This is a genomic window from Actinoplanes rectilineatus (genome assembly GCF_000962825.1).
GTDB classification, from domain to species: Bacteria; Actinomycetota; Actinomycetes; order Mycobacteriales; family Micromonosporaceae; genus Actinoplanes; species Actinoplanes rectilineatus.
In genome coordinates, this window is sequence record NZ_JZKF01000044.1 from 66519 (window position 1) to 78757 (window position 12239).

Below are 12239 nucleotides of genomic sequence, written 5' to 3' on the forward strand. Positions count from 1 at the left end.
CGCAGGAGAGGCGATCGACATCAGGGAGTGGACCGGCTCGCGCAGCTCGGCGCCAGGATGTCAGGCCTCCAGCGGCTTGAGCCAGGTGGCCTCGAGGTCGCCGCTGACCAGTTCGGGCAGCTTCCCGAAGTAGTCCTGCATGAACGGCTGCTGGACGTGGCGCAGCAGGTCCGCGCCGGTGGACCAGCGCTCGTAGAACGCGAACGCGCCCGGCTCCGCGGCGGTCGTGTGCACCGAGTACTGCTCGTAGCCCTGCTCCTGACGGACCAGCGGGATGATCGATGAGATCAGGTCTGCCAGGTCCTGCTCGCGGCCGGGTGTGGCCCGGGCGTATCCGTAGACGGCGACCGGGGTGGTCGAGGCCAGCACGTCGGCGGGCAGCAGGCCGTCGGGAACGGTGTCTTCGGTGGTGCTCATTGTGGTGTTCCTTTCGCCGGGCCGGACGTGGTGCGCCGGCCGTCAACGAGAACCCTATGAGCCACCGGAGAGAGGTTCCATGACAGAAAGAGCCAAGAAAATATCCAAAACGTTCACGTACGCTGCGCCCATGGATGTTCTCTCGGACGTGCTCGCCATCTCCGGGGTGCGCGGTTCAGCCGGCGCCCGCATCGGCGCCTGCGGCAGTTGGGGTGTCGCCTGGTCCGCCGACCAGGACGCCGCGTTGTACGCGGTGACCGCCGGCACCGCCTACCTGACCCCCGACGGTGAGCCGGAGCGGCTGCTCACCCCCGGCGATGTCGTGCTGCTGCCCACCGGCGTCCCGCACGTGCTCTCCAGTGAGCCGGGCGTCGAGGTGCACGCCTGTGACACCCGGGCGGCGCTGCAGGCCCGCCGCGACGGAGGCCTGCTGCGGTTCGGTGACGGCGAGGCGCACACCCAGATCCTGGGGGCCGCCTACTCGCACGACGCGGTGGCGTCGGTCCCGGTGCTGACCCTGCTGCCGGACGTCATCCACATCCGGGCCAGCGCCGCCGACCCGGACCTCGCCGACACGGTCCGGCTGCTGGGCCGCGAGCTGGCCCGGCCCCGCGCCGCGACGGCGGTCCTGCTGGACCGGCTCGTCGACGTCCTGCTCATCCAGGTCCTGCGCGCCTGGCTCGACTCCGGCACCAGCCCCGACGTCTCCTGGTGGGGAGTCCTGCGCGATCCGCTGCTGCACCAGGCGGTCACCCGCATCCACGAGGAACCCGCCCGGGACTGGACCACCGCTTCCCTGGCCCGCGAGGCCGCCGTGTCCGCCAGCACCTTGAACCGGCGGTTCCTCGCGGCCACCGGTGAGACCCCGGGCGCGTACCTCACACGGTGGCGCATGACGCTCGCGGCCAAACACCTGCGCGACACCGACGCGACGCTCGAGGCCGTCGCGGAGAAGGTCGGATACACCTCGGTGTACGCGTTCAGCCGCGCCTTCCGCCGCGAGCGGCACCTGCCACCGGCCCGGTTCCGGAAGTCGGTGTCCCTCTGAACGGAACGATCAGTCGTCCTCGGTCTTGGTGAGGACCGTGAAGGCGGCGTCGAGGTCGACGTCCCACTCCTTGCCGGCGGCGTCGCGCACCTCGGCCTCGTAGGCGACACCCTGGTCGTCGCCCGCCTCGACGTCGAGGACCGTGCCGCCCGGGAACGCCGCGAGCACGGCCTTCTCGGCGTCGCCGCGCTGGACGTCGGTCAGGGCCGGTTCGGCGGCGCCGTCGGTGTCCGGCGTCTCGGCCTGCTGGCTCAGAACCTTCAGATCCTTGTCGAGTACGACGTCCACCTCGGAGCCGTCGGCCTTGCGGACCTCGACCTCGTACGCCTCGCCCGGGTCGTCGCTGCTCTCCACGTCGACGACGGTGCCGCCGCCCACCGCCTGTACCGCGGCGTTGCCCACGCGGTCCCGGTCGGCGCCGGTCACGTCGGTGCCGGCGTTCGCGGCGGTGGCCCACACCCCGCCGCCGACGGCGAGGGCGGCGACGGCCGCGGAGGTGACGATGACGCGCTTGCTGCGGAGCTTGGCGGTGTTCATGAGTGCCTGGCCTTTCCCGTTGGTCAACTAGGTACTCACACCATGCGGGATCGTTCCTGAATCTCACCTGAACGCGGAAACCGCACGACGAAACAGGCGCCGCCCAACGCCGACGGGGAGACCGCGACCGTCCCGCCATGACCGGCCACGAGAGTGCGGACGATCGCCAGGCCGAGGCCGCTGCCGCCGTCGTCGCGGGCCCGGGCCTCGTCCAGGCGCACGAACCGTTCGAAGACCCGTTCGTGCTGGTCGGGTGGGATGCCGGGGCCGTCGTCGTCGATCGTGATCTCGACGGCTGACGGGTTCTCGCGGACACCGATCGTGATCCGGGCCGCGGCGTGCCGGGCCGCGTTGTCGGTCAGGTTCCGCAGGACCTGGGCGAGCGCGGTGGCGTCGCCGCGGATCCGGCCCGCGCCGACGCTGCTCGTGTCGACCGTCAGCCCCGTACGCGCGATGCGGTGGGCTTCTGCGAGGGCCAGATCGTCGAGGTCGACGTCGCGAAAGGCGCGCCCCGCACCGCCGTCGTCGGCCCGGGTGAGCAGGAGCAGCTGCTCGACCAGGCGTTGCAGGCGGGCCGACTCCTCGAGGACGGTGGTGGCCAGTTCGCCGTCGGGCAGCGCGCCCGGATGGCTCTGCGCGACCTCGGCCACCTGACGGATGCTCGCGACCGGGGACCGCAGTTCGTGTGAGGCGTCGGCCACGAACTCGCGCTGCCGGTCGCGGGAGTCCTGCAGACGGTCGAGCATCCGGTTCATGGTGCGGGCCAGCCGGCCGATCTCGTCACGTGTCGCCGGCTCGGGCACGCGGCGGTCCAGCCGGTCCCCGGTGATCACCTCCACCTCGCGCCGAATCCGTTCGACCGGGGCCAGCGCCCGCGACACCACCGTCCAGGTGGTTCCGCCGACAAGCAACACCAGCAGGGGTACGCCGAAAAGCAGTGGCGTCATCAGCGCTTCGGTCGAGTCGTCGACGTCGTCGAGCGAGATCGCGACCGACACCTGATAGCCGTCGCTCTCGTCGGTGACGACGAGTTCGTCGCCGGCATCGCCGGACAGGGAATCACCGGACCGGACGACCGTGCCGTCCGGGGCGGTCAGCTGCCACCGGATGTCGTCGTCCTCATCGTCGTCGTCCGGCGCCCGTACCGTATCCGCCTGTTGCAGCAGGGCGGCCGCGCGCTGCTCCGCGGTGGCCTCCAGGCCGTCCCGCAGCGAGGCCCGCATCAGCACGACGAGGGCGACCGAGCCGACGACCAGGGCAGCCGCCACCACGAGGACGGCGGCGGCGGTCGTCCGCAACCGGACGTCAGCCACCGTCATGCGCCAGTCGGTAGCCCGCGCCGCGTACCGTCTCGATGGCATTTCGTCCGATCTTGTTCCGGAGATGGCCGATGTAGACCTCGACGATGTTGGGATCACCCTCGAAGTCGCCGTCCCACACGCCGTCCAGGATCTGCCGTTTGGAGAGCACGTCACCCGGGTGCCGGGCCAGGAAGTACAGCATCGAGAACTCGCGGGCGGTCAGCTCCACCTCGCTCCCGTCGCGCCACACCCGCCGGGCCGCCGGGTCGAGCCGCAGCTCCCCCACGGCCAGTTCGGTCGGCCGTTCCCGGGCGCCGCGCCGGGTCACCGCCCGCAGCCGCGCCACCAGCACCGGGAACGGGCACGGCTTGGTCAGGTAGTCGTCGGCGCCGGTGTCGAGCCCCTCCACCTGATCCCACTCACCGTCCTTGGCGGTGAGCATGAGGATCGGCGTCCAGTCCTCTTCCTTGCGCAGCGTGGCACAGACCTGATAGCCGTTGAGGCCCGGCAGCATGAGGTCGAGCAGGATCGCGTCGTACCTGTTCTCCCGGGCCAGCCACAACCCGTCCACACCGTTGTGGGCCACGTCGACGGCGAACCCCTGGGCCTCGAGCCCGAGCCGCAACGACCGGGCCAGCCGCTGTTCGTCGTCCACGACGAGAACCCGCATCAGGCCACCTCCTTCAGACGTCGACCCGCTATCTTCCCCCGCCGCCGCTGAACGTCACCGGAGAACCTCGGCGCGACCGGCCGGCGATCTTGCGGTCGACCGCCGGGGACGGCCGGCTGACCCGGCGACGATCAGGAGGGGAAGTCGGCTCCGCGGGAGAGCGCCTCGGACGCCTGGAGGTCGTGAAGTGTGGCGTTCAGGGTGGTCACTACCGCGTCGTAGCCGCCGCTTCCGAGGACCAGGCGGTGGGGTGGGGTCTCGGCGGCCATGGCGGCGAGCACCGCGCGTACCCCTCGGTCGGGGTCTCCCGGTTGGTTGCCGTTCTGGGCGATCATGGCGGTGCGGATCCTCTCCAGGGCCGGCCGGTATTCCGGAATGCTCTCGTCGACGGTTTCGGTGGCGAAACCGGCGTAGGCGCGGGTGCGGAAAGCGCCCGGCTCGACCGCCAGCACCTGAATGCCGCAGGGGGCCACCTCGTCGCGCAGCACGGCGGTGACGGCTTCGAGGGCGTGCTTGGCGGCGCTGTAATAGCCGAATCCCTCGATGCCACGGAGTCCGGCCACCGACGACATGTTGATGATCCAGCCGCTTCGCCGGGCCCGCATGCCGGGCAGCACCGCGCGCAGCACCGTCAGAACGGCGAAGAAGTTCAACTCGAAGAGGTTGCGTACGTCGTCGTCCGCCATTGCCTCGACCGACCCGAACCAGCCGCGGCCCGCGTTGTTGACCAGGACGTCGATACCGCCGAAGTGCTGCTCGGCGGCGTGTACCGCCTCGTCGACGCATTTCGGGTCGGTGACGTCCAACCGCAGGACCAGGACGCGGTCGCCGAAGGGGCGGGCCCACGCGTCGAGTTGGCCGGGCCGCCGGGCGGTCAGCGCCACCCGGTCGCCGTTCGCCAGCGCCGCCTCGGCGTACGCCATGCCGAAACCGCCGGGTGTGCCGCCGGTGATGAACCAGGTTTTGATCTCCATTGCTTCAGTGGAGGCCCTCCCCTCGGGGGAGGGTCAAACGCGACACTGTCCGGATGCGAGACGGCTTGACCATCGGGGAATTCGCGGCGCTCAGCCGCCTCAGCGTGCGGACCCTGCGCCGCTATCACGAGTCCGGGCTGCTGGAACCGGCAACGGTGGACCCGTTCACGAATTACCGCTACTACCAGTCCGCGCAGATCGGCACCGCGCAGGTCATCCATCGGCTCCGGCAGCTGGACGTGCCGTTGGCGGAGGTCCGGTCGATCCTCGCCGCCGAGGATCCGCACCAGCGTGCCGACCTGGTCGCCGGTCACCTGCGGCGGTTGGAGGAGGAACTCGACCGGACGCAGGCCGCGATCACGTCGCTGCGCCGGCTTCTGCGTCCCGGCCCCACACCGATCAAGGCCTACTTGGGTACGCTGCCCGCCCGCACGGTGGCGGCGATCAGCGCACCGGCCGTCCGGTTGGACGAGTCGCTGGACTGGTTCGACACCGCGATGGACGAGTTGGACGCGGCTTTCCCGCCCGCGGAACGCATCGGGGCGCCGGGCGGGGTCTACGCCAACGAACTGCTCACCGGGGGACGTGGTGCGATGACCGTCTTCCGGCCGGTCCGTCATCCTCGGGCGGAGGGCCGGATCGAGGTGCTGGAGTCCCCCGCGGTCGATCTGGCGGTGGCCGTCCATGTGGGCCCGCACGACGACATCGACGTCACCTATGGACTGCTCGGTGCGTGGGTCGCTTCGCACGCTCTCGGCGTCGCCGGCCCGGTGCACGAGACGTACGCGGTCGGTCCGCGGGACACCGCGGAGCCTCAGGCGTGGCGTACCGAGATCGGCTGGCCGGTGTTTCGACTGACCCCGGCACCGTGAGAGTCGCCTGCCGGGATATTGACGTATGCACAAGTACGCGTTGAGAATCGCTGGGAGAGCGCTCTCTAAGGCGCTGTCAGCCCGTCCCCCTCTGACAGGCAGGACCTATGACATCCCCATCGTTGTTTGAGCGCAGCCGACGCGGGAGGGCCGCCGTCCTCGCCGCGGTCCTCGGCATCACCGCCGTCGCGTCGGTCCCCGGCCCGGCCGCCGCCGCGGACATCCCGGCGTCACAAGGTAGGCCCGCTACCGCCTCCTCCGTCGAAGCCGGCTTCACCGCGGCCGCCGCGGTCGACGGGGACGCCGGCACCCGCTGGTCCAGCACGTTCGCCGACCCGCAGTGGCTGCAGGTCGACCTGGGCAGCACCCAGTCGATCAGCCAGGTGGTGCTGAACTGGGAGGCCGCGTACGCGTCGGCCTTCACCATCCAGACCTCCACCGACGCCGCCACCTGGACGAACATCACTCCGGTGACGGCCGGGCAGGTCGGCGTACAGAATCTGAATGTCTCCGGCAACGGCCGTTATGTGCGGATGAGCGGCACCACCCGCGCCACCCCGTACGGCTACTCGCTCTGGGAATTCCAGGTCTTCACCACCAACGGCGGGACGACACTGCCCACCTCGGACACCCCGGACTTCGGGCCGAACGTGCGGATCTTCGACCCGTCCACCCCGGCGTCGACCATCCAGACCGCGGTGGACAACACCTTCAACGCCCAGCTGCGCAGCCCGACCGCGCAGTTCGGCACCCAGCGCCAGGTGTTCCTGTTCAAGCCCGGCACCTACGGGCGGGTGTGGGCCAACGTCGGCTTCTACACCACCCTGGCCGGTCTCGGACTGAACCCCGACGACGTGACGATCAACGGTGCGGTCAACGTCGACTCCGGGTGGAACTACGGCGACGAGGCGAACGCGACCCAGAACTTCTGGCGCAGCATGGAGAACCTGTCGATCGTGCCGGAGGGCGGCGTCAACCGGTGGGCCGTCTCGCAGGCCGCCCCGATGCGCCGGGTGCACATCCGCGGCAACCTGACGCTGGCGCCGTCGAACCAGGACAACGGGCAGGGCTACTCCAGCGGCGGCTACCTGGCCGACTCGGTGGTCGACGGCGTGGTCTCGTCCGGTTCGCAGCAGCAGTGGTACACCCGGGACAGCAGGATCGGCAGCTGGGAGGGTGGCGTCTGGAACATGGTCTACTCCGGAGTGCAGGGCGCCCCGGCGAACGCGTTCCCCAACCCGCCGCACACCACCCTCGCCACCACGCCCGTCACGCGGGAGAAGCCCTATCTGTACGTGGACAGCGCCGGCCTCTACCGCGTCTTCGTGCCCGCCGTGCGCCGCAACTCCGCGGGCGCGAGCTGGCCCAACGCGGCCGGCACCTCGATCCCGATGCGGGAGTTCTACGTCGCCAAGCCCGGTGACAGCGCCGCCCGGATCAACTCGGCGCTCGCCCAGGGGCTGAACCTGTTCTTCACCCCCGGCACGTACTCGCTCGACCAGACGATCCGGGTCACCCGGGCGAACACGGTGGTCACCGGCATCGGGTTCCCGACTCTGATCCCGAACAACGGGGTCGAGGCCCTGAACGTCGCCGACGTCGACGGTGTCAAGGTGAGCGGCCTGACCTTCGACGCGGGCACCACCAACAGCCCGACCCTGATGAGCGTCGGCCAGGCCGGTGTGCACACCGACCACGCCGCGAACCCGATCAGCCTGCAGGACGTCTTCTTCCGGATCGGCAGCAGCGTCCAGGGCAAGGCGACCACCACCCTCGCCGTGCACGCCGACGACACCCTGATCGACCACATCTGGGCCTGGCGGGCCGACCACGGTGGCGCGCCGACCGGCTGGACGGTCAACACCGGCGACACCGGCCTGGTGGTCAACGGTGACGACGTGCTCGCCACCGGCCTGTTCGTCGAGCACTACCAGAAGTACGAGGTGATCTGGAACGGCAACCGCGGCCGGACGATCTTCTTCCAGAACGAGAAGCCGTACGACGTGCCGAACCAGGCTGCCTGGATCGGTCCGCGGGGGAACGGCTACGCCGCCTACAAGGTCGCCGACAGCGTCACCGACCACGAACTGTGGGGCGGCGGCTCGTACAGCTTCTTCAACGTCAACCCGAGTGTCCGGGTGGACCGGGCGTTCGAGGTGCCGGTCCGGTCCGGCGTGCGGCTGCACAGCATCCTCACCGTGTCCCTCGGTGACGTCGGCACGATCGCCAACGTCGTCAACGACACCGGCGGCGCCGTACCGAACCCGGCCGGCAACACCGTCCCGCGCAACGTGGTGAACTACCCCTGACCTGCGTGCCGCCACGTTCTCCGGGTGGGTCTCGTCCCACCCGGAGAACGCCGGCGGTGGTTCACGACGCCGCGGTGGCCAGGACCGGATAGTCGGTGTAGCCGCGGTGGTCGCCGCCGTAGAAGGTGCCCGGGTCGGGGTCGTTGAGCGGGGCACCGGCCCGGATCCGGGCGGGCAGGTCCGGGTTGGCCAGGGCGGCCGCGCCGACGGTGATGACGTCGGCCAGGCCCGCGTCGAGGTCGGCGATCCGGGTTTCCAGGGGTGTGCCGGCCCGGTTGAGCAGCAGCGCGGTCGGCCAGCCCGATCGCAGTCTCCCGAGCAGTTCGTCGTCACCGGCGTGGATCAGGTGCAGGTAGGCGAGGTTCAGCGGCGCCACCGCGTCGATCAGTGCCGGGTACAGCTCGTGGGTGTCGGTCTCGGTGATGTCGTTGTACGGGTTGCCGGGCGAGAGCCGCAGCCCGGTGCGGTCGGCCCCGATCTCCCCGGCCACCGCGGTGGCGACCTCGACCGCGAAGCGGATGCGGTTGGCGACGCTTCCGCCGTACGCGTCGGTGCGCCGGTTGGCGTTGCCCGCGAGGAACTGGTGGATCAGGTAGCCGTTGGCGCCGTGGATCTCGACGCCGTCGAACCCGGCCGCGACGGCGGACGCGGCCGCGTGCCGGAACTCGTCGACCACGCCCGCGATCTCGCCGGACTCCAGGGCCCGCGGGACGGGCATCTCCTGCGGTCCGGTCGCGGTGAACATGACACCCGCGGGGCGTACCGCCGAAGGGGCGACCGGCTGCCGGTGATGCGGGGTGTTGTCCGGGTGGGCGATCCGCCCGGTGTGCATGAGCTGCACGACGATCCGGCCGTCGGCGGCGTGCACCGCGTCGGTGACCTCCCGCCACCCGTCGATCTGGTCGGCGGTGTGGATGCCGGGGGTGAGCAGGTAGCCCTGGCCGTCCGCGGAGGGCTGGGTGCCCTCGGTGACGATCAGCGCCATCGATGCACGCTGGGCGTAGTACTCACGGTTGAGGTCGGTGGGCACACCGTCGGCGCGGGAGCGGTCGCGGGTCATCGGTGCCATCGCGAGCCGGTGCGGCAGGTCGATCGCGCCGACGGTGGTGGGGGTCCAGAGAGTCATCGGAGTTCGCTTTCTTGTGAGACAGAAGGTCAGGGAAGGACGACGATCTTGCCGGCGATCGCGCCCTGGAGGGTTTCGGCGTGCACCGAGGCCAGGTCGGCGAGCGGGACCCGGCGGGCGACGTCGACCCGCAGGTCACCGGCGTCGATCAGGGCGACCAGGCGGGCGAGTTGCTCGGCGTCGGGGCGGAAGAAGAGGTTGATGCCGCGGACACCACGGGCCTCGTCGGCCGGGGCGGGCATCCAGACCGTGGTGTTGACCGAGACACCGCCGTCGCGGATCAGGGCGGCGGTGGCGGCCAGTTGCTCCGGGTCGACCGGCGCGAGGTTGAGGACCACGTCGACCGGCTCGTCCAGGGTGGGCAGGCCGGGGGCGTGCACCTCGTCGGCGCCGGCGGCCTTGGCCTGGTCGGCGCTGCGCGGGCCGGCGGTGGCGATCACGTACGCGCCGGTGTTCTTGGCGAGCTGGACGGCGTAGCCGCCGACGACGCCGCCCGCGCCGTTGATGAGGATGCGCTGCCCCGCGGTCAGCCCGGCGTGGTCGAACAGCGCCTGCCAGGCGGTGAGGCCGACGACCGGGAGTGCGGCGGCGTCGGTCAGCGGGATGCCGGTGGGCGCGGCGGTCAGGATCGCGGCCGGGGCGATGACGAACTCGGCGGCAGCTCCGGGGCTGGTCAGCGGCAGGGCGCCGATGACCTGGTCGCCGACCGTGAGGCCCTCGACACCGTCGCCGAGCGCGTCGACCGTGCCGGCGATGTCGATGCCCGGGGTGTGCGGCAGGACCACCGGGATCGGGCCCTGCATGCGGCCGGCCCGGATGTTGCCCTCGACCGGGTTGAACGACGTCGCCGCCACCCGGATCCGCACCTCACCGGCGGCCGGGACGGGCAGCTCGACGTCCTCGTAACGCAGGACGTCCGGGGTGCCGTACTCGTGGAAACGCACTGCCTTCATGACTGCCTCTTCTCGTAAGTTGCTTCGAACTCGAAGCACTCGTAAAACGTAGCATGCTTCGAGTTCGAAGCAATGTTGATGTGTTGTGAGCCGGGTTACAGCGAACGGAGCGTGACGTCGGTGGGCGAGCCTGGGACGGCCGCGAGGACCACCAGCAGCTGGCGGTCCACCGGATCCACCAGGGCCTGACGATGCAGAACCAGCTCGCCCAGCAGAACGTGCCGGTACCGCCAGACGGTCACCCCGTGCCGGCCGAACAGGACGATCGCCAGACGGTTCCGCAGCAGCACCTCGCCGCCACGGGAGAACACCGTCGCGGGACAGTGCGGCAGACGCTCGACGACGAGCCTCATGACCGGACCGACCCGGTTCTGCTGTTCCCGATTCACCACGTCAGCCTGGCGCGAGCCGCGACGCGAAGGAATGTCGCCGTCATCCATGGCATGACGGACCATGGCTGACGTCAGATCAGCCGACGGAGCTTCGCCTCGCTCGGTGAACCCGGATCGGCCATGAAGACCAGCAGCTCCTGCCCCTCGTCGGGGTCCACCAGCCGCCGGCTGTACAACTCCAGCTCCCCCAGCGCCGGATGCAGGTAGCGCTTGCGGTCCAGATGATGGGTCACGTCGACCTCGTGCAACCGCCAGACCTCGGCGAACTCGGGGCTGACCGCCAGCAGCGCGTCGACGATCTCGCCCGCTACGCCCACCGGATCAGCCGTGTACGCCGCCCGCAGGTCCACGGTGAAGACTCTGCCGCGTACCCCATGGTCTTCGACGGGGTAGATGTCCCGCTGGGACGGCTCGGTGAACCAGCGGTAGACCAGATAGCGGTCCATGCCGGTGAACCGGGTGTAGTCGCCGAACAGCGCCTTCGCCGCCGGGGTCTGCAGCAACGCCTCGCCGAACCGGGAGAAGACGATGGCGGGCGTGTCGGTCAGCTGTTCGGCGATGTGCAGGATGGCCGGGCTGACCAGGTCGTCCGTCGTGGCACGCCGCGGGGCGGCATGCCCGGCCAGGGCGAACAGGTGCCCCGCCTCCCCCGGGCTCAACCGCAGCGCGCGGGCCACCGCGGCCAGCATCTGCTCGGACGGCATCGGCCCACGCTTCTGCTCCAGCCGGGTGTAGTAGTCGGCCGACATGCCGGCCAGCACCGCGACCTCCTCACGCCGCAGCCCACCGGTACGCCGCCGGGAGCCCCGCGGCAGTCCGACCTCCTCCGGCTGCAGCTCCGCCCGGCGGGCCCGGAGGAAATCCGCCAGCAGGGCGCGGTCCACCGATTTCGCCACCCGTCAGCCGGCCTTCCTACGTGCCGCCCGGGGCTTGGCGGAGCGGGGCGGCACCGCGCGCATGTGCTCCCGGATCCGCCCCAGGACGGCACCGAACGCGGTGACGTCGTCGCCGGACAGGGGCGCGAACAACAACTGCTGGACCCGCTCGACGTGCCCGGGGAGAACATGGGCGACCAGCGCACGGCCGGCGTCGGTGACGGTCACGATGACGCTGCGCTCGTCGTCCGGCGACGGCGCACGGGTGATCAGGCCACGATTGACCAGCAGTCCCGCCTGATAGGTGAGCCCGCTGCGGCTGTACACGACACCGTCCGCCAGATCGGTCATCCGCAGCCGGCCGTCGGGCGCGTCGGTCAGGCGGGCCAGGATCTGGAACTGCACGTAGCTGAGGTCGCCGTCGGCGCGGAGGTGCTCGTCCACCGCGTACTGGAGAAGGCTGCCCACCTCCACCAGAGCGAAGTACGCACCGAGTTGTTCCGCACTCAGGCCGGCTTCCGGGTCACTCACCGCACGATCGTACATGCTTTGAATTCGAAGTTCACTGCACCGATCAGCGATGATTGACCGCTATGAGGATCAAGAGCGCCGGACTCGCCGGTGTGCTGCTACCGGGATGCGGGCCAGTGCTCCGGCCTTCAGGCCGGGGGTGAAGGCCCGCGCTGGGAGGGCCGCCAGGCCCGGGCAGTGCCTTAACCGGGACGGTTCTGCTGCTCGGTGTACTGCTTCACGACGCTCAGCGGT

General features: G+C 70.6%; 13 protein-coding genes. 3 read left to right on the top strand and 10 right to left on the bottom strand.

The genetic code is table 11. From position 1 onward, the window contains the following. Positions 1–60: 60 nt before the first annotated feature. A complete protein-coding gene (locus tag WH85_RS28615) occupies positions 61–417 on the bottom strand; it encodes a putative quinol monooxygenase (protein WP_045745119.1) in 357 nt (118 codons plus the stop codon). Positions 418–547: 130 nt separating this feature from the next. On the opposite strand from WH85_RS28615, the gene WH85_RS28620 reads away from it, so the two are divergent. Beyond that, positions 548–1465: an AraC family transcriptional regulator gene (locus WH85_RS28620; protein WP_045745120.1), complete on the top strand. Its 918-nt coding sequence runs from the start codon at positions 548–550 to the stop codon at positions 1463–1465. Between the two features lie 9 nt (positions 1466–1474). Here the strand turns inward: WH85_RS28620 and WH85_RS47490 are convergent, their stop codons facing one another. The 4 genes from WH85_RS47490 to WH85_RS28640 form a co-directional block, all read right to left on the bottom strand. Further along, positions 1475–2002 carry a PepSY domain-containing protein gene (locus tag WH85_RS47490; protein WP_052720872.1) on the bottom strand — a complete coding sequence of 176 codons (528 nt, stop codon included), beginning with the start codon at positions 2000–2002 and terminating at the stop codon, positions 1475–1477. A gap of 35 nt (positions 2003–2037) precedes the next feature. After that, positions 2038–3321, bottom strand: coding sequence for a sensor histidine kinase (locus WH85_RS28630; protein WP_045745121.1), 1284 nt, complete (start codon positions 3319–3321; stop codon positions 2038–2040). Beyond that, positions 3308–3973 (bottom strand): response regulator transcription factor, encoded by a 666-nt coding sequence (locus WH85_RS28635; protein ID WP_045745122.1) that lies wholly within the window; start codon positions 3971–3973, stop codon positions 3308–3310. The genes WH85_RS28630 and WH85_RS28635 overlap by 14 nt, the downstream gene beginning before the upstream one ends. Positions 3974–4104: 131 nt before the next feature. Continuing rightward, positions 4105–4947 (bottom strand): SDR family NAD(P)-dependent oxidoreductase, encoded by an 843-nt coding sequence (locus WH85_RS28640; RefSeq protein ID WP_045745123.1) that lies wholly within the window; start codon positions 4945–4947, stop codon positions 4105–4107. Between the two features lie 53 nt (positions 4948–5000). On the opposite strand from WH85_RS28640, the gene WH85_RS28645 reads away from it, so the two are divergent. Both WH85_RS28645 and WH85_RS28650 read left to right on the top strand, forming a co-directional pair. After that, positions 5001–5819: a MerR family transcriptional regulator gene (locus WH85_RS28645; protein WP_045745124.1), complete on the top strand. Its 819-nt coding sequence runs from the start codon at positions 5001–5003 to the stop codon at positions 5817–5819. Positions 5820–5926: 107 nt separating this feature from the next. Then, on the top strand, positions 5927–8128 hold the full coding sequence (locus tag WH85_RS28650; RefSeq protein WP_045745125.1) for a discoidin domain-containing protein: 2202 nt from the start codon (positions 5927–5929) through the stop codon (positions 8126–8128). Between the two features lie 61 nt (positions 8129–8189). Here the strand turns inward: WH85_RS28650 and WH85_RS28655 are convergent, their stop codons facing one another. The 5 genes from WH85_RS28655 to WH85_RS28675 form a co-directional block, all read right to left on the bottom strand. After that, the gene (locus WH85_RS28655) at positions 8190–9254 is read right to left on the bottom strand and encodes an alkene reductase (RefSeq protein ID WP_045745126.1); all 1065 of its coding nucleotides are present in this window, start codon (positions 9252–9254) and stop codon (positions 8190–8192) included. A gap of 29 nt (positions 9255–9283) precedes the next feature. Then, complete coding sequence (locus WH85_RS28660; protein WP_045745127.1) at positions 9284–10207, bottom strand: NADP-dependent oxidoreductase; 924 nt, start codon at positions 10205–10207, stop codon at positions 9284–9286. Positions 10208–10302: 95 nt separating this feature from the next. Then, on the bottom strand, positions 10303–10560 hold the full coding sequence (locus tag WH85_RS28665; protein WP_157411268.1) for a hypothetical protein: 258 nt from the start codon (positions 10558–10560) through the stop codon (positions 10303–10305). Between the two features lie 110 nt (positions 10561–10670). After that, positions 10671–11495 (bottom strand): helix-turn-helix transcriptional regulator, encoded by an 825-nt coding sequence (locus tag WH85_RS28670; protein ID WP_342669806.1) that lies wholly within the window; start codon positions 11493–11495, stop codon positions 10671–10673. A 3-nt stretch (positions 11496–11498) separates the two neighbouring features. Next, positions 11499–12005, bottom strand: a complete 507-nt coding sequence (locus WH85_RS28675; protein ID WP_045745145.1) for a MarR family winged helix-turn-helix transcriptional regulator — start codon at positions 12003–12005, stop codon at positions 11499–11501. Between the last annotated feature and the right edge of the window lie 234 nt (positions 12006–12239).

Excerpts from the sequence above, each read along its gene's own strand:
- WH85_RS28615 (WP_045745119.1), bottom strand. The coding sequence starts at position 417 with ATGAGCACCACCGAAGACACCGTTCCCGACGGCCTGCTGCCCGCCGAC.
- WH85_RS28620 (WP_045745120.1), top strand. The coding sequence starts at position 548 with ATGGATGTTCTCTCGGACGTGCTCGCCATCTCCGGGGTGCGCGGTTCA.
- WH85_RS28630 (WP_045745121.1), bottom strand. The coding sequence starts at position 3,321 with ATGACGGTGGCTGACGTCCGGTTGCGGACGACCGCCGCCGCCGTCCTC.
- WH85_RS47490 (WP_052720872.1), bottom strand. The coding sequence starts at position 2,002 with ATGAACACCGCCAAGCTCCGCAGCAAGCGCGTCATCGTCACCTCCGCG.
- WH85_RS28655 (WP_045745126.1), bottom strand. The coding sequence starts at position 9,254 with ATGACTCTCTGGACCCCCACCACCGTCGGCGCGATCGACCTGCCGCAC.
- WH85_RS28635 (WP_045745122.1), bottom strand. The coding sequence starts at position 3,973 with ATGCGGGTTCTCGTCGTGGACGACGAACAGCGGCTGGCCCGGTCGTTG.
- WH85_RS28665 (WP_157411268.1), bottom strand. The coding sequence starts at position 10,560 with ATGAGGCTCGTCGTCGAGCGTCTGCCGCACTGTCCCGCGACGGTGTTC.
- WH85_RS28650 (WP_045745125.1), top strand. The coding sequence starts at position 5,927 with ATGACATCCCCATCGTTGTTTGAGCGCAGCCGACGCGGGAGGGCCGCC.
- WH85_RS28640 (WP_045745123.1), bottom strand. The coding sequence starts at position 4,947 with ATGGAGATCAAAACCTGGTTCATCACCGGCGGCACACCCGGCGGTTTC.
- WH85_RS28645 (WP_045745124.1), top strand. The coding sequence starts at position 5,001 with ATGCGAGACGGCTTGACCATCGGGGAATTCGCGGCGCTCAGCCGCCTC.
- WH85_RS28660 (WP_045745127.1), bottom strand. The coding sequence starts at position 10,207 with ATGAAGGCAGTGCGTTTCCACGAGTACGGCACCCCGGACGTCCTGCGT.